Source organism: Citrobacter amalonaticus, assembly GCF_018323885.1.
GTDB lineage: Bacteria > Pseudomonadota > Gammaproteobacteria > Enterobacterales > Enterobacteriaceae > Citrobacter_A > Citrobacter_A amalonaticus.
In genome coordinates this window covers 3,018,829-3,039,222 of record NZ_AP024585.1, presented here as the reverse complement: position 1 = coordinate 3,039,222, position 20,394 = coordinate 3,018,829, and the positions used below count along the sequence as shown (strand labels likewise).

Sequence of the window (20,394 nt, the reverse complement as noted above, 5' to 3'; positions counted from 1 at the left end):
CCGCACTCTGCGAGGCCAACAAGGTATAATTATGGTCAGCACAACTACTCAGCCGTCAGGCGAATTCTTGTTGGAAATGAGCGGCATCAACAAGTCTTTTCCCGGCGTTAAGGCACTTGATAATGTTAATTTAAAAGTCCGCCCACATTCGATTCATGCATTAATGGGAGAGAATGGCGCAGGAAAGTCGACACTATTAAAATGTCTTTTTGGGATCTATCAAAAAGATTCTGGCAGCATATTATTTCAGGGTAAAGAAATCGATTTTCATTCAGCCAAAGAAGCGCTGGAGAATGGTATTTCAATGGTACACCAGGAATTAAACCTGGTATTACAACGTTCTGTTATGGACAACATGTGGCTGGGGCGTTATCCCACCAAAGGCATGTTTGTCGATCAGGATAAAATGTACCGCGATACCAAAGCGATTTTTGACGAGCTGGATATTGATATCGATCCGCGTGCGCGCGTCGGAACATTGTCCGTCTCGCAAATGCAGATGATTGAAATTGCCAAAGCGTTTTCGTATAACGCCAAAATTGTGATTATGGATGAACCGACCTCTTCGTTAACCGAAAAAGAGGTCAACCATCTGTTCACCATTATTCGCAAGCTGAAAGAACGCGGTTGCGGTATTGTCTACATCTCCCACAAAATGGAAGAAATTTTCCAGTTGTGTGATGAAATTACCGTGTTGCGCGACGGACAGTGGATTGCGACGCAACCGCTGGAAGGGCTGGATATGGACAAGATCATCGCCATGATGGTCGGCCGTTCCTTGAACCAGCGATTCCCGGATAAATCCAACAATCCGGGGGAAGTGATTCTTGAAGTGCGCAACCTGACCTCGCTGCGTCAGCCGTCTATTCGGGATGTTTCCTTTGATTTGCATAAAGGCGAGATCCTCGGTATCGCAGGACTGGTCGGCGCTAAGCGTACTGACATCGTTGAAACGCTGTTTGGTATCCGTGAGAAATCATCGGGCACCATTACGCTGCACGGCAAAAAGATTAATAACCACAGTGCGAATGAAGCCATTAACCACGGTTTCGCGCTGGTCACCGAAGAGCGTCGTTCTACCGGGATTTATGCTTATCTGGACATTGGTTTTAACTCCTTAATTTCCAATATTCAGAATTACAAAAATAAAGTGGGTCTGTTAGATAACTCACGAATGAAAAGTGATACCCAATGGGTTATTGACTCTATGCGGGTAAAAACGCCAGGTCACAAGACGCAAATTGGTTCGCTTTCGGGCGGTAACCAGCAGAAAGTGGTTATTGGTCGCTGGCTGCTGACGCAACCGGAAATTTTAATGCTCGACGAACCCACCCGTGGGATCGACGTCGGTGCGAAGTTTGAAATTTATCAGTTAATTGCGGAACTGGCGAAAAAAGGTAAGGGGATCATTATTATCTCCTCCGAAATGCCGGAATTGTTAGGGATAACGGATCGTATTCTGGTCATGAGCAACGGCCTCGTTTCTGGAATTGTTGATACAAAAACGACAACGCAAAACGAAATTCTGCGTCTTGCGTCTTTGCACCTTTAAGATCAGGGGCTCCTCATGAGTGCGTTAAATAAGAAAAGTTTTCTTACTTATCTGAAAGAGGGCGGTATTTACGTCGTTCTTTTAGTCTTGCTGGCCATTATTATTTTCCAGGATCCCACGTTCTTAAGTCTGCTTAACTTAAGTAATATTCTGACCCAGTCTTCCGTGCGTATTATCATTGCACTGGGCGTCGCCGGTCTGATTGTCACCCAGGGGACAGACCTGTCAGCGGGTCGTCAGGTGGGTCTGGCGGCGGTGGTGGCGGCAACGTTGCTACAGTCGATGGAGAACGCCAATAAAGTGTTCCCCGAAATGGCGACCATGCCGATTGCGCTGGTTATCCTGATCGTCTGTGCTATTGGCGCGGTCATCGGTCTGGTGAACGGGATTATCATTGCTTACCTGAACGTAACACCGTTTATTACGACGCTCGGCACGATGATTATCGTCTACGGGATCAACTCCCTGTATTACGACTTCGTGGGGGCTTCACCGATTTCGGGCTTTGATAGCGGCTTCTCGACCTTTGCGCAGGGCTTTATCGCACTGGGCAGCTTCCGGCTGTCGTATATCACGTTCTATGCGCTAATCGCCGTGGCGTTTGTCTGGGTGCTGTGGAATAAAACCCGCTTCGGTAAAAACATTTTCGCCATCGGCGGTAACCCGGAAGCGGCTAAGGTATCAGGCGTGAACGTGGCGCTGAACCTGCTGATGATCTATGCGCTGTCCGGTGTGTTCTATGCCTTCGGCGGTCTGCTGGAAGCGGGGCGTATCGGCTCGGCAACCAACAACCTGGGCTTTATGTACGAACTGGATGCGATCGCGGCGTGCGTGGTCGGCGGCGTGTCGTTTAGCGGTGGGGTGGGAACGGTGTTCGGCGTGGTGACCGGTGTGATCATCTTTACCGTCATCAACTACGGTCTGACCTACATCGGCGTTAACCCGTACTGGCAGTACATCATCAAGGGCGGCATCATTATCTTTGCGGTCGCACTGGATTCACTGAAATACGCGCGTAAGAAGTAATCCCTTCAGGGCAGAATCAAACCGGTGCAGACGTGCTCTGCGCCGGTTTTTTTATTTGATAAAAACTAACCAGATGCCGACAAGCAGCGCGCCGACCGAAAGGCCAAAGTAGACGCCAATATAGCTCCAGTAAGCGCCAGGTTCCTCTGCGCGCTGAATTAAGCGCGGCGTTTGCGAACCTTTGACCGTTTTCTCAACGACGCCAGAGCGTAACCCTTTAATACCTTCCCGCAGGGTCCAGGCGACGATCATCAGTACGCCAATCACGATAAAAAGCGTTTTGTCTTCCATGCTTATTTTCCTTGTCTCTTTTGCAGTTCAAGCAATTGTTCCGGTGTTACGGCCGGATAGCCCTGGGCATCGTCGGGAACCTGATGCAGGGAGGGAATTGGCACTAACGGGCCGAGGAAACGGGGTTCACGTTTAAACAGATACAGATCGGCCAGCGCGCCAAAACGTGCGCCAAACTCGCGTACCCGAACCGTCAGCATATCTTTTGGCGACGGCACGGCGTAGCACTGTGCCTGAATCCCCATATGCAACGCGATAAACAGCGCGCGTTCGCAGTGGAAACGCTGGGTAATGATGATGAAGTCATTGGTGTCAAAGACTTTACGGGTGCGGACAATCGAATCGAGCGTGCGGAATCCGGCGTAATCTAACACAATATCGGCAGGATCGACGCCAGCGGCAATCAGGTCTTTGCGCATCGTCATCGGTTCGTTATAGCTTTGCAAGGCGTTGTCGCCGCTGAGCAGCAGATAGTTAACTTTGCCGCTGTTATAGGCGTTCAGCGCACCCTGAATACGGTAGCGATAATACTGGTTGATCACCCCGGTACGATAATATTTGGCTGTGCCGAGCACCACGCCAACCTGGCGGTAGGGCAGGTCCTGAAGCTCATCGTAAATATAGGGGGCAGTTTTCCAGCTCATCCAGCGATCAAGGCCCAGCACGATCAACAGCAGCAAGCCGATCAGGACCAACAGGCTGTAGAGGGCGCGCTTTAGCATGAAGAAAACTCTGTCACTGGATGAAATTTCAATCAGGCTACTGTACCCGCTGGCGAAGCGCAAGAAACAGCAGTCTGATTGGGGGGATTTTCAGCAATACGTGAAACAAGCGTAGGCCTGATAAACGTTGCGCCATCAGGTGGTTAGACCGGATAGCGATAAAAACGCCTTATCTGGCCTGTGCGCGGACGCCATCAGACAATTAGCCCAAAAGTACGCGATCGATGTTGCTGCAGCCCAGCGCTTTCAGCGTGGCGGCGGTGGCATCCCACTGGATCAGCGGCGCGTCGGCTTTTTCCGCCAGCACCGCACGCTGAATATCGGCATAACCATAGCCGTTCAGATTCAACATAATCAGCGCGCCCTGTAGCGGTGGGATGGTCGGGTTAAATGCGGCGTTTTCGCCATAGCTTCCGCTAAAGATACGTCCATCTTTGCACTCCAGCGCTACACCGCTCGGTGACTGGCTGTACGGCATATGACTGCGGCTCGCGGCGGCAATGGCCGCTTGCGTCAGCGCATCTCCCTGAGGGGCGAAACCGTGATCCTGTTCGTCCATCAGTAGCGTTTTGATGTCGAGATCTTTCGGCCCAAACGCATCCGGCAAATAGTCGCGCAGCGTATGCGGTTCCCGACCGGGCAGGTGAATGCGCAGATCCAGCCCGCTGTTCAGTTCGTTCATAAACTGGCGGCAGTGGCCGCACGGGGTGTAGTTAACGGTGATTGCGGCGAGACCTTTCTCGCCGCGCAACCAGGCGTGGCTGATGGCGCTTTGTTCAGCGTGAACCGTTTGTTGCATCGTCGCGCCGAGGAATTCCATATTGGCGCCGAAATACCACGTTCCGCTCACGCCGCGCGCAATTGCGCCAACGTTAAAGTTCGACAACGGCGTACAGGCGCAGGCCGCCGCCAGCGGCAGCAGCGCGAATGCCAGTGCGTCTTCGTCCAGTACCGTTGCGCTTTTAAGTATTGATACCTGCTCAGCCGTCAGCGACGCGGGGAAATGCGTATCTGCCAGAATGGGCGCCAGCGCGGATTGCAGGTTGTCCGCAAGTTGGCTAAACGCAGTGTGAAAACGTGGGTGCATGGCGTTGCCTCATAACAATGTATTGGGATCGTAGTGTACGGGCCTGTTATGGCTATATGTGTGATCTAATTCTCATTGTGTATGCAACTTATGAAACATAAATTAAAAATGCGCGACGTATCGCAAATTTTAGCCCACAACCGCGAGAATAACCGGAAACAGGAACGGGGCGATCAGCGAGGTAATAATCCCGCAAATCACCAGCGCCAGCGAACTGAATGCGCCTTCCTGATAATCCAGCTCCGCACAGCGGGCGGTGCCGAGGGCGTGGGACGCGGTGCCCATCGCCAGTCCGCGTGCGGCTTTGGTTTTAATGCGCATGGCGTTTAACAGGGTATGACCAAAGACGGCGCCGAGTATACCGACGAAAATCACGCACACGGCGCTGACCGCCGGAATGCCGCCGATGCTGCCGCCCACGGCCATCGCAATCGGCGTAGTGACGGATTTCGGTAAGACGGAGGCGGCGATTTCAGGCGTGGCGCCCATCAACAGCGCTACTGTGGTGCCGGTCACCATCGCCACAACGCTGCCAACAAAACAGATAGTAATGATTGACTTCCAGCGGGCGCGAATCTGATGCAGCTGTTCATACAGTGGATAGGCCAGCGCCACGACCGCCGGTTGCAGCAGGTCATTCAGCACTTCGCTACCTTTAAAATAGCTGTCGTAGGAGATGCCGGTCAGCAGGAGGAACGGGATAATCACCACCATCGCCACCAGCAGCGGATTCAGTAAGGGAAATTTAAACCGTGTCGCCAGTTTGCGCGCACCGAAAAAAACCGCCAGCGTCAGCGGTAAAGACCACCAGATTGACGACATCATTCTTTAGATCCTTCCTGACCCACCACTTTCCGTTCACCGTGAACCAGATGTGAACTCCAGCTCACGACCAGAAACACCACCAGCGTACTGATCGCACACGACACCACCACCGGGCCAAACTGCGCGCGCAGCAGATCGAAGTACTGCATCACGCCGACGCCAATCGGCACAAATAACAGCGCCATATAGCGAATCAGCACATAGCAGCCAGGATTCACCCATTTCGCCGGGATAATTTGCAGCGCCAGCAGCACAAACAGGATCAGCATCCCGATGATGCTGCCAGAAATGGCGACAGGCAGCAGGGACGCAATAAAAATGCCTGCATACAGACAGGCATAAATCAGCACGAAAGCGCGTAAGTATTGCCAGATGATATTCAGTGTCTTGCTCATGTTGAAATTCCTCGAAGCGACGGATTCATCATACAATTAAACTTTAAAACGTGCTATCGATCACATCATGAATTCTTAGCATACTGAACATAGACAGCGGGAACATTGGGCAATATCCCCAATACGTGATGCTAAACTTGTGCCAGCAGTTGCAGAAAACGACTCAGCGCGCTGGACGGCGTCTCATTATTGCGCCAGAACACGCCCACGCTGCCTTTTTGTTCAATCTTCGGTAGGTTGAGGATCACCAGCTGTCCCTGGCTGGCATAGCGCTGCGCCAGCCGTAAAGAAAGGATAGAGATCATATCGCTGCTTTGCAGCAGGTTAGTACTGACGTTCATCGATGCCGACTCGATGGTGTTCTCCGGCAACATCACTCCGTTATCGACCAGCGCGTTATCAATACTCAGGCGGATAGGCGTTCCCGTCGGCCAGACGATCCAGCGCCAGTGCGCTAGATCGGCCCAGCTCAGGGTGTCAAACTTCGCTAATGGATGGTGGGGACGGGCGACAAAGCAAACGGGTTCGGTATACAGCACCTGATAATTGAGCGGAAGCTGCAGCGCTCGCCCACCGACGCGGCCGACCACGACATCCACGGAACCGGCAAGCAGGTCGTGCAGCAGCGGCGTCATGACCTTTTCTTCAATGTTAAGGTGCAGCGTCGGCATCTCCACGAGCAGATTAAGGATCGCCTGCGACACACAGTCGGTCGCCACTGGCGAGCAGCCAATCTTCAGGCTCCCTACCAGCCCGCCTTCTTTAAAGCGTGCCATTTCATACTGTGAACGCTCCATGTCATTGATTAAGCGCTGGGCGTGTTGCAGCAGCAACTTGCCGCCTTCCGAGGGGCGCAGGCCTTTACTGTGACGTTCAAAGAGCGTGATCCCCATCTCATCTTCGAGCTGTGACAGCCATTTCGACAGCGCGGGCTGGGTGATATTCATCATTCGTGCAACGTGCGTGAGATTCCCTTGTTCGCCCAGCGCCACCAGCATTTGCAGATGGTGCAGCTTCAGTTTTTGCGCCCAGTTTGCCATCAGCGATAACCTCCAGGTTATGTCTCTGCATGAAATGCCATTGTACATTTTATCGCCCAGTCTACAAACTCGTAACATACCAAAAACAAAACAACATCTGTCCCTACCTGCACCGAGGCATTCACTATGACTCAACGACGTGAACTACAAGCCCTGATCGATGCTGCTCCTGTCAGCAAGACACAGTGGCGGGTGATCATCTGCTGCTTTCTGGTGGTCATGCTTGATGGTTTTGATACCGCAGCCATTGGCTTTATTGCACCCGATATTCGTACCCACTGGCAGTTAACTGCCGGAGACCTCGCTCCGCTGTTTGGCGCAGGTCTGTTAGGACTTACCGCCGGCGCCTTACTTTGCGGACCGCTGTCTGACCGTTTCGGTCGCAAACGGGTGATTGAGCTCTGCGTGGCATTGTTTGGTGCGCTGAGCCTGATCTCCGCCTTTTCGCCGGATTTGCAAACGCTGGTTATCCTGCGCTTTCTGACCGGTCTGGGCCTCGGCGGTGCCATGCCCAACACCATCACCATGACCTCTGAATACTTGCCCGCCCGCCGCCGCGGTGCGCTGGTCACCCTGATGTTCTGTGGCTTTACGCTCGGTTCAGCGATGGGCGGAATTGTCAGCGCGCAGCTGGTGCCGGTTATTGGCTGGCACGGGATCCTGGTCCTCGGCGGCGTGTTACCGCTGATACTGTTCTTCGTCCTGCTCGCGGTCCTGCCGGAATCTCCACGCTGGCAGGTCCGTCGCCAGTTGCCGCAGGCAACCATCGCCAGAACGGTCAGCGCGATCACCGGCGAACGTTACGACAATACCCAGTTTTACCTCCAGGAGGCGGCGGCGATAGCCAAAGGCAGCATTCGTCAGCTGTTTGTTGGCCGCCAGTTGCCCATTACCCTGATGTTATGGGTGGTGTTCTTCATGAGTCTGTTAATCATCTATCTGCTGTCGAGCTGGATGCCGACGCTGTTGAACCATCGTGGGATTGACCTGCAGCAGGCTTCCTGGGTGACGGCGGCGTTCCAGATTGGCGGTACGCTCGGCGCGCTGGCATTGGGCGTGCTGATGGATAAACACAATCCCTTCCGGGTGCTGGCTACGAGCTACGCGCTGGGAGCGGTATGCATTGTCATGATTGGCCTGAGCGAAAACGGTTTATGGCTGATGGCGTTGGCGATTTTCGGTACCGGGGTAGGTATCAGCGGATCGCAGGTGGGCCTCAATGCCTTAACCGCCACGCTCTATCCCACCCAGAGTCGGGCGACGGGCGTGAGCTGGTCCAACGCGGTGGGGCGCTGCGGAGCGATTGTCGGTTCGCTTTCCGGCGGCGTGATGATGGCGATGAATTTCTCTTTCGACACCTTGTTTTTCATTATCGCTGTTCCGGCGGCCATTAGCGCGGTGATGTTAGCCGTACTTACGGTAGTTGTCCGCCAGTCAGCCTCTGTCCCTGATGCTATGCCGCACGCAAGCGTCGTGAACGAATAAGGAGAATCCCTATGTCAGACCATAATCAGGATGTTAAAAATAGCCGTCAGCAGTTTTACCAGCATATTTCGGGGCAGAACCTGACCCCGCTGTGGGAATCGCTGCATCATCTGGTTCCACAAACGCCGAATCCGACTTGTGCGCCAGCATACTGGAACTACCAGGAAATTCGTCCGCTGCTGCTGGAAAGCGGCAACCTGATTGGCGCGAAAGAGGCGATTCGTCGCGTGCTGGTACTGGAAAACCCGATGCTGCGCGGTCAGTCCTCTATTACGTCAACGCTCTATGCGGGACTGCAGCTCATCATGCCGGGCGAAGTCGCTCCCAGCCATCGTCATAACCAGTCGGCGTTACGCTTTATTGTGGAAGGGAAAGGGGCATTTACCGCCGTGGACGGTGAACGCACCCAGATGCACACCGGCGATTTTATTCTGACCCCGCAGTGGCAATGGCACGACCATGGCAACCCTGGCGATGAGCCTGTCGTCTGGCTGGACGGTCTGGATCTGCCGCTGGTTAACATTCTGGGCTGTGGTTTTGCCGAGGATTACCCGGAAGATCAGCAGCCGGTTTCACGCAAAGAGGGCGACTATCTGCCGCGCTATGCCGCCAATATGCTGCCGCTGCGCCATCAGAAAGGCAATTCATCGCCAATTTTCAACTATCGCTATGACCGCAGCCGCGACGCGCTGCACGACCTGACCCGTCTGGGCGATGCCGACGAGTGGGATGGCTACAAAATGCGCTATGTCAACCCGGTAACCGGCGGCTACCCGATGCCATCGATGGGGACGTTCCTGCAATTGTTGCCAAAAGGCTTTACCTCGCGGGTGGCGCGTACCACTGACAGCACCATTTATCACGTGGTTGAAGGGGCGGGTGATGTCACCGTCGGCAACGAGACGTTCCATTTCTCAGCCAAAGATATTTTTGTGGTTCCGACGTGGCACGGCGTGTCATTCAAAACCACCGATGAGACCGTTTTATTCAGTTTTTCGGACCGACCGGTACAGGAAGCCCTCGGGTTGTTCCGCGAAGCCCGCTATTAATTTGGGAGAGAACCATGACTCAGTATGTATTTGCACCACAGGCCCCCGTTACTGTCCCGGTTGTCGGCAGCGATGCGCAGTTCCCCGTCCGTCGCGTGTACTGCGTGGGGCGTAACTACGCCGCTCATGCCCGCGAAATGGGATTTGATCCGGACCGTGAGCCGCCGTTCTTTTTCTGTAAGCCTGCCGATGCGATTGTGCCGGTTGCCGCAGGCGAAACGTTAGCGCTGCCATACCCGGCGCAAACGGATAACTATCACTATGAAATTGAGCTGGTGGTCGCCATCGGCAAAAAGGGCAGCGATATCCCGTTAGAAAACGCTCATGAGTATATCTGGGGCTATGCCACCGGACTGGACATGACCCGCCGCGATCGCCAGATGGAGATGCGTCAGATGGGACGTCCGTGGGAAATCGGCAAAGCGTTCGATCTCTCTGCGCCCATCGCGCCGCTGCATAAAGCGGATGAAATTGCGGATATCACCTCTGCGCCCATCTGGTTACAGGTGAATGGCGACGATCATCAGCGCAGCGACATTCGCCATCTGATCTGGTCGGTAAATGAAACGATCAGCTATCTGTCCGGCTTCTTCGAACTGCAACCGGGCGACCTGATCTTCACCGGCACGCCGGAAGGCGTGGGTGCCGTAGTGAAAGGGGATGTGATCACCGGAGGCGTGGACGGACTGACGCCTATCGCTGTGAAGATTGTCTGAGGTGATGTATGAAGCTGTACAGTTTTTTTAACAGTTCGGCGTCGTACCGCGTGCGTATCGCGCTGGCATTAAAGGGCATCGACTACCACACGGTGGGCGTCAATATCCGTATTGGGCAGCAAAATGAACTGGCCTACCGGCGGATGAATCCGGTGGGGCTGGTACCAACGCTGGTAACCGATGATGGCGAAGCGCTGGGCCAGTCGCTGGCGATTATCGACTGGCTGGACCGGCATTTTCCGCAATCACGCTTGCTGCCCGTCAGCGATCCGGCGCGCACGCAGGTGCTGGAGATTGTCTATGCCATCGCTTGCGATATTCATCCGGTTAATAACCTGCGGGTGCTGCGCTATCTGAGCGAGGAACTGAAGGTCAGTGAAGAAGAGAAAAAACGCTGGTACGCACACTGGATCCAGCAGGGGTTAAGCGCCGTTGAGCAGCTACTGCGTCAGAGTCAGTCGCAGAACTTCTGCGTGGGTAATGCACCGACGCTTGCCGACTGCTGTCTGGTCCCGCAATGGGCGAATGCGTTAAGAATGGGGTGCGATCTGAGCGGCTATCCGCGCTGCAAAGCCGTGTATGACGCCTGCACACAGCTCCCGGCGTTCATCGCCGCCGCCCCGGAAAATCAACAAGATAAAATCTCAGCCTGAGAAGGAGAATGACAATGGCTAAAGTGACGAGCGCAATTATTGTCGGCGGCGGAATTGGCGGGGCAGCCACCGCGCTTTCGCTGGCGCGTCAGGGTATCAAAGTGATGCTGCTGGAAAAAGCCCATGAAATTGGTGAGATCGGCGCGGGCATTCAGCTCGGTCCCAACGCCTTCTCTGCGCTGGACAGCCTCGGCGTCGGCGACGTCGCGCGTCAGCGTGCGGTGTTTACCGACCACATTACCATGATGGATGCCGTGAACGCGGAAGAAGTGGTGCACATCGAGACCGGGCAGGCCTTTCGCGACCACTTCGGCGGTCCGTATGCGGTCATCCACCGGGTCGATATTCACGCTTCCGTCTGGGAATCCGTACTGACTCATCCAAACGTTGAGTACCGGACCTCGACCAATGTGGTCGACATTCGCCAGACGGCGGACGACGTAACGGTGTTCGACGAGCAGGGGAATAGCTGGACCGCTGATATTCTGGTCGGTTGTGATGGCGTGAAGTCGGTGGTGCGTCAGAGTTTGCTGGGCGATTCGCCGCGCGTGACCGGACACGTCGTTTACCGTGCGGTGATTGACTGTGCGGACATGCCGGAAGACCTGCGCATTAACGCGCCAGTGCTCTGGGCCGGGCCGCATTGCCACCTCGTGCACTACCCGCTGCGCGGTGGCAAGCAGTACAACCTGGTTGTCACCTTCCACAGCCGCCAGCAGGAGGAGTGGGGCGTGAAAGACGGCAGTAAGGAAGAGGTGCTGTCGTATTTCGCCGGGATCCATCCGCGCCCGCGGCAGATGCTGGATAAACCCACGACCTGGCGTCGCTGGTCAACCGCCGATCGCGAACCGGTAGAGAAATGGGGCACTGAGCGCATCACGCTGGTGGGCGATGCCGCGCACCCGGTGGCGCAGTACATGGCGCAGGGTGCCTGTATGGCGCTGGAAGATGCTGTGACGCTGGGTAAAGCGCTGGAGCAGTGCGATGGCGATGCGGCGAAAGCCTTTGCGCTGTATGAGTCGGTACGCATTCCACGCACGGCGCGCATCGTCTGGTCGACGCGCGAAATGGGGCGCGTGTATCACGCAGCAGGCGTGGAGCGTCAGGTGCGAAACCTGTTGTGGAAAGGTAAATCGCAGGCGGAGTTTTATCGCGGCATGGAATGGCTGTACGGCTGGAAAGAAGATAACTGTCTTCTGCCACGCTGAGAATACAGGCGCTTTGCGCCGTCATCCGGCAAAAGGTTTTGCTCATCGCACAGAGGCGCTATGATAGCGCCTCTTTTTTTGCGGATAACGATATGCGTGTTTTACTGGCGCCGATGGAAGGCGTACTTGATTCACTGGTGCGCGAACTTCTGACGGAAGTGAATGACTACGATCTTTGCATCACCGAATTTGTGCGCGTGGTGGATCAACTCTTGCCAGTAAAAGTCTTTCATCGACTCTGTCCCGAACTGCTCAACGGCAGCCGGACTCCATCCGGCACCTTAGTGCGCGTGCAACTGTTAGGGCAGTATCCCCAGTGGCTGGCGGAAAATGCCGCCCGCGCCGTGGAACTCGGTTCTTACGGTGTTGATCTTAACTGCGGGTGTCCGTCAAAAATGGTCAACGGCAGCGGCGGCGGTGCGACGCTGCTGAAGGACCCGGAACTCATCTATCAGGGCGCGAAAGCGATGCGTGAAGCGGTGCCGGCGCATCTGCCGGTGACGGTGAAAGTGCGTCTGGGCTGGGACAGCGGCGACAAAAAGTTTGAGATTGCAGATGCCGTCCAGCAAGCCGGGGCGAGTGAACTGGTTGTACACGGGCGCACCAAAGAGCAGGGCTATAAGGCGGAACATATCAACTGGCAGGCGATTGGCGAAATTCGCGAGCGACTGTCTATTCCGGTGGTTGCCAATGGTGAAATCTGGGACTGGCAAAGCGCCCAGGAATGCCTGGCCGTCAGTGGCTGTGACGCGGTGATGATTGGCCGCGGGGCACTGAACATTCCCAACCTCAGCCGGGTGGTGAAGTATAACGAGCCGCGAATGCCATGGCCGCAGGTTGTCGAACTGCTGAAAAAGTATACCCGTCTGGAAAAACAGGGCGACACCGGTTTATATCATGTCGCGCGTATTAAACAATGGCTGGGCTATTTGCGAAAAGAATATGAAGAAGCCACGGACGTCTTCCAGTCTATCCGCGCGTTAAATAATTCACCGGATATTGCCCGCGCGATCCAGTCGATAGAAATTTAATATTATTGAGCTGCATATATTCTGCTTGGATATATTTTGCCAGGTGTGACTTTTCATTGCTGAAGATGTTATGCCACGCGTAACTAAAAAAGCGCGCACAACAACGGGTAAGCTCCGCGCACCTTTTCTTATCAGAATATTTTAATGACTCGTTACTCTTTTCACGCGCTGAAAGCGGGCTTTCCGCTGGTTATTCTGCTCGCGGGATGTGCTCCCATGCATGACACTCAACAGACGCTGACTCAACAACTTCCCGCTTCTCACGTAGATTCGGCGCTGCCGTCAGCGTTGAAGAACGGGTGGCCCGGAAGCCAGTGGTGGCAGGATTATCATGACGCACAGTTGAACGAGTTAGTGAAGAACGCACTTTCCCGTTCTCCGGATATGCAGGTGGCGGAACAGCGAATCAGACTGGCCGAAGCGCAGGCTAAAGCCGTTGAAGCCCAGGACGGGCCGCAGGTCGATTTCTCCGCCAATGCCGAACGGCAGAAAATGTCCGCGGAAGGCATCATGGGGCCGTTTGCCCTGAACGATCCGGCCGCAGGCACGACGGGGCCGTGGTACACCAACGGTACGTTTGGCCTGACGGCCGGTTGGGATCTCGATTTATGGGGCAAGAACCGCGCGGAAGTGACCGCGCGCATCGGGGCGGTGAAAGCGCGGGAAGCCGAGCGTGAGCAAACCCGTCAACTGTTAGCCAGCGGCGTGACGCGGCTTTACTGGGAATGGCAGACCGAGGCGGCGCTGAGCAAACTGCTGACCCAAATTGAACGGGAACAGCGTAACATCATTGCTAGCGATCGCCAGTTGTACAATAACGGCATCACCTCTTCGGTAGAAGGCGTGGAAACGGATATCGATGACAGTAAAACCCAGCAGCAGTTGAATGAGGTTGCCGGGAAGATGAAGGTGATTGAGGCGCGTCTGAGCGCGCTGACCAACACGCAGTCGGCGGCGCTGAAGCTGCATCCGGTGAGCCTGCCAAAAGTGGAAAGCCAGTTACCGACGCAGCTGGGCTACTCCTTACTGGCGCGCAGAGCGGATTTACAGGCGGCGCACTGGGTGATCGAATCGTCAATGAGCAGCGTGGAGGCGGCGAAGGCGGCGTTCTACCCCGACGTCAATCTGATGGCCTTTTTGCAACAGGATGCGCTGCATCTGAGCGATCTGTTCCGCAGTTCCGCCCAGCAGATGGGCGTGACCGCAGGCCTGACGCTGCCGATCTTCGACAGTGGCAGACTAAATGCCAACCTTGATATCGCTCAGGCGCAGAACAATTTGTCGATCGCCAGTTATAACAAAGCCGTCGTTGATGCGGTAAATGACGTGGCGCGCACGGCCAGTCAGGTGGCGACGCTGATGCAGAAAAATCAGCATCAGCAGCAGATTGAACATGACGCCGATCGAGTGGTCAGCCTGGCGCAGGCGCGCTATAACGCCGGGATTATCGCAGGCTCTCTCGTTAGCAAGGCCAGAATTCCCGCGCTGCGCGAGCAGAGTAACGGACTGATTTTGCAGGGGCAGTGGCTGGATGCCTCCATCCAGCTTACCAGCGCGCTCGGCGGCGGTTACCATCATTCCTGATTATTTCGGTTGCTTCGAAGAGAGTTTCTATACTTAAGGCTCAGTTCTGTTGCAACCGGAGGATGATATGGCAAAAGCAGCAATCGTGACGGCTTCCGATTCAGGTATTGGCAAGGCGTGCGCCCTTCAGTTAGCGAAAGCGGGATTTGATATCGGCATCACCTGGCATTCAGACGAGCAGGGAGCGCGTGATACCGCCCGTGAGGTGGAAAGTCATGGCGTCCGGGCGGAGACCCTTCAACTGGACCTGAGCCAGCTGCCGCAAGGTGCACAGGTGCTGGAACATCTGATTGCGCGCTTTGGCCGGATCGACGTGCTGGTCAATAACGCGGGAACGATGAGCAAATCCGCATTCCTGGAGACCTCCTTTGACGACTGGCGGCAGATATTTACGGTCGATGTCGATGGGGCGTTTCTCTGCTCACAGCTGGCGGCCCGCCAGATGGTGAAGCAGGGACAGGGGGGGCGCATTATCAATATTACCTCGGTGCACGAACATACCCCGTTACCTGAGGCCAGCGCCTACACGGCGGCGAAACATGCTCTCGGCGTACTCACCAAAGCCATGGCGCTTGAGCTGGTCCGCCATAACATTCTGGTTAACGCTGTGGCGCCTGGGGCGATAGCCACGCCGATGAATGATATGGATGACAGTGACGTTAAGCCGGGAACCGAGCCGTCAATCCCGCTGGGAAGACCTGGGTCGACGCTAGAAATCGCCAGTCTGGTCGCCTGGCTGTGCTCGGAAGAGGCGGGTTATACCACCGGGCAATCGTTTATTGTGGATGGGGGATTTATGCTGGCCAATCCCCAGTTCAGGCCGGAATAACCCGCTTACCCCACCTGTTTACGGCTGCGGCGCTTCAACCACCAGCGAACGCCGATCACCAGCACCACCGCCAGAATCAGCCAGATCCAATGTTTGAGATGCTGATCGAGATGATGCAACCATGGCGCGACCACTTCACCTCCTGCATAACCCAGGGTGGTGAAGATCAGCGCCCAGACCAGCGCGCCAAGGATATTCAGCGGTAAAAAAATCTTTGGCGGCAGATGACTGGCGCCAATCAACAGCGGGCCAATCACGCGAAACCCGTACATAAAGCGGGTGCCGATCACGAACAGATACGGGCGACGCTGGATCATCTTCTGCGCCTGACGAATTTTGTCACGATGACGAGCAAAGCGGCGCAGGATCCTGCCACCAAAGCGGCGTCCCAGCAGATAAAGTAACTGATCGCCTATCATGCCGCCTAAGGCCACGGCCACGACCACGAGGGGGAACTTGAGTAATCCCTGATGCGCCGCCACGCCCCCCAGCAGAGTAATGGTTTCGCCTTCCGCCAGACTTCCAACCACCAGCGCGGCATAACCGTATTGCGCAATAAGACTGTTTATATCCATACGTATGTATGACCTCCACAATGGTAAGCATACACCCTCTGAATTCGTGATGCTCAAAAAGGGCCATCAGGCGCGGCGGCACTTCTTTATCTGTACAATAAATAATCGCAAAGCTGAATTATACTTGAAGTGTTAGGTTCACAGCTGACAACAAGGGGGCGGTATGAACCATGTCTGGGGGCTGTTTTCTCATCCCAATCGTGAAATGCAGGTGATCAACAGCGAGAACGAAACGGTTTCGCATCACTACACCCACCATGTGCTTTTGATGGCGGCCATCCCGGTCATTTGTGCCTTCATTGGTACGACGCAAATCGGCTGGAATTTTGGCGACGGCACTGTCCTGAAGCTTTCTCTGTTTACGGGCCTGGTGCTGGCTGTTCTGTTCTATGCCGTGATGCTGGCGGGCGTGGCGATCATGGGGCGCGTGATCTGGTGGATGGCGCGGAGTTATCCGCAGCGTCCGTCTTTGACGCACTGTATGGTGTTTGCCGGTTATGTGGCGACGCCGCTGTTTCTTAGCGGTCTGGTGGCGCTGTATCCGCTGGTGTGGCTTTGCGCATTTGTCGGGACGGTAGCGTTGTTCTATACCGGCTATCTGCTCTATGTAGGCATTCCGACATTCCTGAATATCAATAAGGACGAAGGGCTGAGCTTCTCCAGTTCAACCCTGGCTATCGGCGTACTGGTACTGGAAGTGCTGCTGGCGCTGACCGTCATCCTCTGGGGATACGGCTATCGCTTGTTCTGATTATCGTGCTGCGTTGCTGGTGTAAAAGCCAGCAACGCAGCATTTCCTGACGATTCTCTTCTGGCGGCAAGGTCATTAGCTCGCTATGATTCCACTGCTAGCCTGAGCCATCCTGACTTCGGCGGTGCGTGTCATCACGCGTGAATCATTTTCTGAAATCTCATCATGCTGAAATTCCGAGTTTCCATACTGAGCCTGGCGCTGATGCTGGCTGTGCCTTATGCGCCGCAAGCGCTGGCAAAAACGGCGGCGGCTGCCGCGGCGTCTCAACCTGAGATTGCCTCCGGTAGCGCGATGATCGTGGATCTGAACACCAATAAGGTGATCTATTCGAACCATCCGGACCTGGTGCGTCCGATTGCGTCGATAACCAAATTAATGACGGCGATGGTGGTGCTTGATGCACGGCTGCCGCTGAACGAAAAACTGAAAGTGGATATCAGCCAGACGCCAGAGATGAAAGGGATCTACTCTCGCGTGCGGCTAAACAGTGAAATCAGCCGTAAAGATATGTTACTGCTGGCGCTGATGTCCTCGGAAAACCGGGCCGCAGCAAGCCTGGCGCACCATTATCCGGGCGGCTATAACGCCTTTATTAAGGCGATGAACGCGAAGGCAAAAGCGCTGGGCATGACCCGGACGCGTTTTGTGGAACCAACCGGTTTGTCGATTCACAACGTGTCGACCGCGCGCGATCTCACCAAACTGCTGATCGCCAGCAAGCAGTATCCGCTGATTGGACAACTGAGCACCACGCGTGAAGATATGGCGACCTTCGCCAACCCGGCGTATACACTGCCGTTTCGCAATACCAACCATCTGGTGTATCGCGACAACTGGAATATTCAGCTCACTAAAACTGGTTTCACCAACGCCGCAGGGCATTGCCTGGTGATGCGCACGGTAATCAACAATAAACCGGTGGCGCTGGTGGTGATGGATGCATTCGGCAAGTACACCCATTTTGCCGATGCCAGTCGTTTACGCACGTGGATCGAAACCGGGAAAGTGATGCCGGTTCCGGCGGCGGCATTGAGCTATAAAAAGCAAAAAGCCGCACAGATGGCTGCAACGGGCGGCAATGCGGGTGAGCAGACCGCGCAAAACGATTAATTACTCCGGCAGCGTCCAGTCACCTTCGTTGAGTGGGCGCTGCATAATCAACGTATCCCGCCAGTCTCCTTTCTTATACCCGACGCTACGCAATTGTCCGGCAATCTCGAAACCGTGTTTTTTATGCAACCGCAGCGACCCGGGATTGTTATGCCCGTCGCCAATCACCGCCACCATCTGCCGCCATGGCCCTTCCTCGCAGCGGGTGATTAACGTCTGCATCAGCAGGCTGCCAATGCCGCGTCCGGTCATGCTGGCATCGACATAAATCGACTCTTCCAGGGTATAGCGATAGGCCGGGCGCGGGCGATATTGTGTGGCGTAGCAATAACCGACAACCACGCCGCGATAGAGCGCCACCAGCCACGGCAGACCATACTGCGCGACCGTACGCATACGTCGGCGCATCTCATCGATCGTCGGAGGCGTTTCTTCAAAAGAGGCGCGGCCATTCAACACATGCCACGCATATAACGAGGAGATCGCCTCTACGTCGTCGGGCAGCGCGTCGCGCACCGCAATATCGTTATCAGAAAGCGTATCGGCAACAGACATGGTTCTCACCTTTGCGAAGAAAACCGGAGTCCTCACGACTCCGGTACATCTGCTTACTTTTGCACGATATTTCGTGCAAATCCAGCCTGCGCCATTAAGCAGTTTACTGGAGTTAATCAGAAGAGGGGACTTTCCAGAATTTCTGCTTACTGGTCTTGCCTATTCCGGGATTCATACTATTGGTCGGGTCATTTTCGCGATAAAAACGGGTCAGCGCGGGCGGTGCTTCATACAGATGCCCGACGTTATGCTCTGCCGGATATTGCGCACCGCGCTGTTGCAGCAGTTCCAGCATTTGCTCTTTCAACGCGTGAGCATCCACGCCTTTCTTCACGATGTAATCCTGGTGGAAGACATAGCACATAAAGTGACCGTAATAGAGTTTATGTACCAGTTGGCTGTCGATTTCCGCCGGCAAATGTTCATACCATTCGGTGTCATTGCGGCGCAGGGCGATATCCAGCGCCAGAATATCCTCCACCTCATCAGCATGAACCGCCTGGTAGCGAATCGCTGCGCCAGCGGCTGCAAAGCGGTGCAGGAAGGCCTTGCTGCCTTCTTCCGGCGTGCAGGCAAAGAAGTCGCCTTCTGCGGTTTTAAAAAATTCCGTGAGCCAGTTTTGCGCTTCAGCGACGCCATCGCCCGCCATTTTTAACAGCAGATGATGTTCATATTTATCGCGCCAGCTTTTCATGCGCGGCGGCAGATGACTCGGGAACAAGTGACCAAACTTTTGCATCGCGCGGTCGGTAAAGTGCGGACGGAAGAATTTCACCTTTTCCAGCATCGCATCGGTGCGGCCCTTCAGCGTGAAGAAGAACGGCATTTTGTCGGTGCCGAGCTTGTCAATCATCAGGAAGGTGTCTTTGCCGTACTGTTCAGCAATGTCGTAGATATCGCGGTGCATGTATTCACCCGCGACCGGCAGATTGTCGAACGTCGACAGAATATGGCGACGGATCGCTGTCAGCACCTCGGGTTGGTTGGTGCCAATGTAAAACACTTGCTGGTTTTTTTCCGCTTCAAAGGTGTCGAGACGCACGGCGAAGACCGCCAGTTTCCCGGCGCAGCCGGAGGACTCGAACAGGCGCTCCGGGTCAGCGTTATAGCGCGCGGGGGTGTCGGCATCAATGTCTCTGACGCGGGTGACGTAGTCGTGGTCATGCGCATGACGCCCGTCGTGGCGGACATTTTCCTCTTTGATCCGCTCATCGTCCAATTGACTCAGGATCTGCTCCGGCGTTTGCCCCAGATCGATCCCCAAATGGTTAACCAGTTGCAGCTTGCCGTTTTCATCAATGCGGGCAAACAGGGACATTTCGGTATACGCTGGGCCTCTTTGCACCAGCGAGCCACCGGAGTTATTACAGATCCCACCAATGACCGACGCGCCGATACATGATGAGCCAATCACCGAGTGCGGTTCACGCCCCAGGGGTTTCAGCGCTTTTTCCAGTGAGTACAGCGTGGTACCTGGATACGCCAATACCTGCTCGCCTTTGCCCAACACGTGCAGTTTGTCGAGGCGCAGGGTGCTGATAATCACAATCTCGCGGTCATAGTCATTGCCGTTCGGCGTGGAACCTTCGGTCAGGCCGGTATTGGCGGCCTGCATCAGGATAATTTTATCGGCGTTGACGCAGGCGTTCAGTACGCGCCAGAGTTCCAGCAGCGATCCGGGAAAGACCACCGCCAGGGCGTCGCCCTGACCGGAACGGAAGCCCTTGCGATAGCGGGCGGTTTTAGCCGGTTCGGTAAGCAGGTGTGAATGTCCCACCAGACGGGCGAGCTCATTCAGGAAGGTTTTATTATCAGTTGTTGTAATGGAAGACATTTTCCACTCCTTGTGGTGGGACAAAATATCAGGTTCAAGCATAGCGCTTTGTATGACAATACGCTTTCTCATT

The 20,394-nt window shown here is 55.0% G+C and carries 21 protein-coding genes; 12 read left to right on the top strand and 9 right to left on the bottom strand.

The features are described 5' to 3' along the window. The first annotated feature begins 31 nt into the window (after positions 1 to 31). Both mglA and mglC read left to right on the top strand, forming a co-directional pair. Complete coding sequence (gene mglA, locus KI228_RS14485; protein ID WP_043000125.1) at positions 32 to 1,552, top strand: galactose/methyl galactoside ABC transporter ATP-binding protein MglA; 1,521 nt, start codon at positions 32 to 34, stop codon at positions 1,550 to 1,552. A 15-nt stretch (positions 1,553 to 1,567) separates the two neighbouring features. Then, entirely contained in the window at positions 1,568 to 2,578 is a 1,011-nt protein-coding gene (mglC, locus tag KI228_RS14480; protein WP_043000126.1) for a galactose/methyl galactoside ABC transporter permease MglC, read from the top strand. A gap of 51 nt (positions 2,579 to 2,629) precedes the next feature. On the opposite strand, the gene KI228_RS14475 is transcribed toward mglC, so the two are convergent. From KI228_RS14475 to KI228_RS14450, 6 genes are all read right to left on the bottom strand, one after another. Next, positions 2,630 to 2,869 (bottom strand): DUF2542 family protein, encoded by a 240-nt coding sequence (locus KI228_RS14475; RefSeq protein ID WP_043000128.1) that lies wholly within the window; start codon positions 2,867 to 2,869, stop codon positions 2,630 to 2,632. Between the two features lie 2 nt (positions 2,870 to 2,871). Next, positions 2,872 to 3,591, bottom strand: a complete 720-nt coding sequence (sanA, locus tag KI228_RS14470; RefSeq protein WP_043000129.1) for an outer membrane permeability protein SanA — start codon at positions 3,589 to 3,591, stop codon at positions 2,872 to 2,874. Positions 3,592 to 3,793: 202 nt separating this feature from the next. After that, positions 3,794 to 4,678: a cytidine deaminase gene (gene cdd / locus KI228_RS14465; RefSeq protein ID WP_061069858.1), complete on the bottom strand. Its 885-nt coding sequence runs from the start codon at positions 4,676 to 4,678 to the stop codon at positions 3,794 to 3,796. A gap of 129 nt (positions 4,679 to 4,807) precedes the next feature. Next, entirely contained in the window at positions 4,808 to 5,503 is a 696-nt protein-coding gene (locus KI228_RS14460) for a CidB/LrgB family autolysis modulator (RefSeq protein WP_044258648.1), read from the bottom strand. Further along, positions 5,500 to 5,898 carry a CidA/LrgA family protein gene (locus KI228_RS14455; protein WP_043000132.1) on the bottom strand — a complete coding sequence of 133 codons (399 nt, stop codon included), beginning with the start codon at positions 5,896 to 5,898 and terminating at the stop codon, positions 5,500 to 5,502. Before KI228_RS14455 ends, KI228_RS14460 begins: the two co-directional genes overlap by 4 nt. 131 nt (positions 5,899 to 6,029) lie before the next feature. Then, positions 6,030 to 6,938, bottom strand: a complete 909-nt coding sequence (locus KI228_RS14450) for a LysR family transcriptional regulator (protein ID WP_042317990.1) — start codon at positions 6,936 to 6,938, stop codon at positions 6,030 to 6,032. Between the two features lie 126 nt (positions 6,939 to 7,064). On the opposite strand from KI228_RS14450, the gene mhbT reads away from it, so the two are divergent. The 8 genes from mhbT to KI228_RS14410 all read left to right on the top strand — a co-directional run bounded on the left by mhbT (position 7,065) and on the right by KI228_RS14410 (position 15,493). Further along, positions 7,065 to 8,423 (top strand): 3-hydroxybenzoate transporter MhbT, encoded by a 1,359-nt coding sequence (gene mhbT / locus KI228_RS14445; RefSeq protein WP_061069860.1) that lies wholly within the window; start codon positions 7,065 to 7,067, stop codon positions 8,421 to 8,423. Positions 8,424 to 8,434: 11 nt separating this feature from the next. Further along, positions 8,435 to 9,472, top strand: a complete 1,038-nt coding sequence (gene gtdA, locus KI228_RS14440) for a gentisate 1,2-dioxygenase (RefSeq protein ID WP_043000134.1) — start codon at positions 8,435 to 8,437, stop codon at positions 9,470 to 9,472. Positions 9,473 to 9,486: 14 nt separating this feature from the next. After that, on the top strand, positions 9,487 to 10,188 hold the full coding sequence (locus tag KI228_RS14435; RefSeq protein ID WP_044258653.1) for a fumarylacetoacetate hydrolase family protein: 702 nt from the start codon (positions 9,487 to 9,489) through the stop codon (positions 10,186 to 10,188). A gap of 8 nt (positions 10,189 to 10,196) precedes the next feature. Next, positions 10,197 to 10,841, top strand: a complete 645-nt coding sequence (maiA, locus tag KI228_RS14430; protein ID WP_043000136.1) for a maleylacetoacetate isomerase — start codon at positions 10,197 to 10,199, stop codon at positions 10,839 to 10,841. Positions 10,842 to 10,855: 14 nt separating this feature from the next. Continuing rightward, complete coding sequence (locus KI228_RS14425; RefSeq protein ID WP_043000137.1) at positions 10,856 to 12,049, top strand: 3-hydroxybenzoate 6-monooxygenase; 1,194 nt, start codon at positions 10,856 to 10,858, stop codon at positions 12,047 to 12,049. A 92-nt stretch (positions 12,050 to 12,141) separates the two neighbouring features. Next, positions 12,142 to 13,080, top strand: a complete 939-nt coding sequence (gene dusC / locus KI228_RS14420) for a tRNA dihydrouridine(16) synthase DusC (RefSeq protein WP_044266169.1) — start codon at positions 12,142 to 12,144, stop codon at positions 13,078 to 13,080. A gap of 144 nt (positions 13,081 to 13,224) precedes the next feature. Next, positions 13,225 to 14,664, top strand: coding sequence for a multidrug resistance outer membrane protein MdtQ (gene mdtQ, locus KI228_RS14415; protein WP_061069861.1), 1,440 nt, complete (start codon positions 13,225 to 13,227; stop codon positions 14,662 to 14,664). A 67-nt stretch (positions 14,665 to 14,731) separates the two neighbouring features. Continuing rightward, positions 14,732 to 15,493, top strand: a complete 762-nt coding sequence (locus KI228_RS14410) for an SDR family oxidoreductase (RefSeq protein ID WP_061069862.1) — start codon at positions 14,732 to 14,734, stop codon at positions 15,491 to 15,493. 5 nt (positions 15,494 to 15,498) lie between these two features. On the opposite strand, the gene KI228_RS14405 is transcribed toward KI228_RS14410, so the two are convergent. After that, entirely contained in the window at positions 15,499 to 16,068 is a 570-nt protein-coding gene (locus KI228_RS14405; RefSeq protein ID WP_043000141.1) for a DedA family protein, read from the bottom strand. A 163-nt stretch (positions 16,069 to 16,231) separates the two neighbouring features. On the opposite strand from KI228_RS14405, the gene KI228_RS14400 reads away from it, so the two are divergent. After that, a complete protein-coding gene (locus KI228_RS14400) occupies positions 16,232 to 16,819 on the top strand; it encodes a Yip1 family protein (protein WP_043000142.1) in 588 nt (195 codons plus the stop codon). A gap of 165 nt (positions 16,820 to 16,984) precedes the next feature. Next, complete coding sequence (gene pbpG / locus KI228_RS14395; RefSeq protein WP_061069863.1) at positions 16,985 to 17,932, top strand: D-alanyl-D-alanine endopeptidase; 948 nt, start codon at positions 16,985 to 16,987, stop codon at positions 17,930 to 17,932. Here pbpG and KI228_RS14390 read toward each other — a convergent pair whose 3' ends face one another. Both KI228_RS14390 and dld read right to left on the bottom strand, forming a co-directional pair. Continuing rightward, on the bottom strand, positions 17,933 to 18,487 hold the full coding sequence (locus KI228_RS14390) for a GNAT family N-acetyltransferase (RefSeq protein ID WP_043000144.1): 555 nt from the start codon (positions 18,485 to 18,487) through the stop codon (positions 17,933 to 17,935). It abuts the gene before it with no gap. Positions 18,488 to 18,599: 112 nt separating this feature from the next. Next, positions 18,600 to 20,321: a D-lactate dehydrogenase gene (gene dld, locus KI228_RS14385; protein WP_061069864.1), complete on the bottom strand. Its 1,722-nt coding sequence runs from the start codon at positions 20,319 to 20,321 to the stop codon at positions 18,600 to 18,602. Positions 20,322 to 20,394: the final 73 nt, after the last annotated feature.

Excerpts from the sequence above, each read along its gene's own strand:
- KI228_RS14425 (WP_043000137.1), top strand. The coding sequence starts at position 10,856 with ATGGCTAAAGTGACGAGCGCAATTATTGTCGGCGGCGGAATTGGCGGG.
- KI228_RS14455 (WP_043000132.1), bottom strand. The coding sequence starts at position 5,898 with ATGAGCAAGACACTGAATATCATCTGGCAATACTTACGCGCTTTCGTG.
- KI228_RS14435 (WP_044258653.1), top strand. The coding sequence starts at position 9,487 with ATGACTCAGTATGTATTTGCACCACAGGCCCCCGTTACTGTCCCGGTT.
- KI228_RS14450 (WP_042317990.1), bottom strand. The coding sequence starts at position 6,938 with ATGGCAAACTGGGCGCAAAAACTGAAGCTGCACCATCTGCAAATGCTG.
- KI228_RS14410 (WP_061069862.1), top strand. The coding sequence starts at position 14,732 with ATGGCAAAAGCAGCAATCGTGACGGCTTCCGATTCAGGTATTGGCAAG.
- mglA (WP_043000125.1), top strand. The coding sequence starts at position 32 with ATGGTCAGCACAACTACTCAGCCGTCAGGCGAATTCTTGTTGGAAATG.
- mglC (WP_043000126.1), top strand. The coding sequence starts at position 1,568 with ATGAGTGCGTTAAATAAGAAAAGTTTTCTTACTTATCTGAAAGAGGGC.
- dld (WP_061069864.1), bottom strand. The coding sequence starts at position 20,321 with ATGTCTTCCATTACAACAACTGATAATAAAACCTTCCTGAATGAGCTC.
- KI228_RS14460 (WP_044258648.1), bottom strand. The coding sequence starts at position 5,503 with ATGATGTCGTCAATCTGGTGGTCTTTACCGCTGACGCTGGCGGTTTTT.
- mhbT (WP_061069860.1), top strand. The coding sequence starts at position 7,065 with ATGACTCAACGACGTGAACTACAAGCCCTGATCGATGCTGCTCCTGTC.
- maiA (WP_043000136.1), top strand. The coding sequence starts at position 10,197 with ATGAAGCTGTACAGTTTTTTTAACAGTTCGGCGTCGTACCGCGTGCGT.
- pbpG (WP_061069863.1), top strand. The coding sequence starts at position 16,985 with ATGCTGAAATTCCGAGTTTCCATACTGAGCCTGGCGCTGATGCTGGCT.
- cdd (WP_061069858.1), bottom strand. The coding sequence starts at position 4,678 with ATGCACCCACGTTTTCACACTGCGTTTAGCCAACTTGCGGACAACCTG.
- sanA (WP_043000129.1), bottom strand. The coding sequence starts at position 3,591 with ATGCTAAAGCGCGCCCTCTACAGCCTGTTGGTCCTGATCGGCTTGCTG.
- KI228_RS14405 (WP_043000141.1), bottom strand. The coding sequence starts at position 16,068 with ATGGATATAAACAGTCTTATTGCGCAATACGGTTATGCCGCGCTGGTG.
- KI228_RS14390 (WP_043000144.1), bottom strand. The coding sequence starts at position 18,487 with ATGTCTGTTGCCGATACGCTTTCTGATAACGATATTGCGGTGCGCGAC.
- dusC (WP_044266169.1), top strand. The coding sequence starts at position 12,142 with ATGCGTGTTTTACTGGCGCCGATGGAAGGCGTACTTGATTCACTGGTG.
- gtdA (WP_043000134.1), top strand. The coding sequence starts at position 8,435 with ATGTCAGACCATAATCAGGATGTTAAAAATAGCCGTCAGCAGTTTTAC.
- mdtQ (WP_061069861.1), top strand. The coding sequence starts at position 13,225 with ATGACTCGTTACTCTTTTCACGCGCTGAAAGCGGGCTTTCCGCTGGTT.
- KI228_RS14400 (WP_043000142.1), top strand. The coding sequence starts at position 16,232 with ATGAACCATGTCTGGGGGCTGTTTTCTCATCCCAATCGTGAAATGCAG.
- KI228_RS14475 (WP_043000128.1), bottom strand. The coding sequence starts at position 2,869 with ATGGAAGACAAAACGCTTTTTATCGTGATTGGCGTACTGATGATCGTC.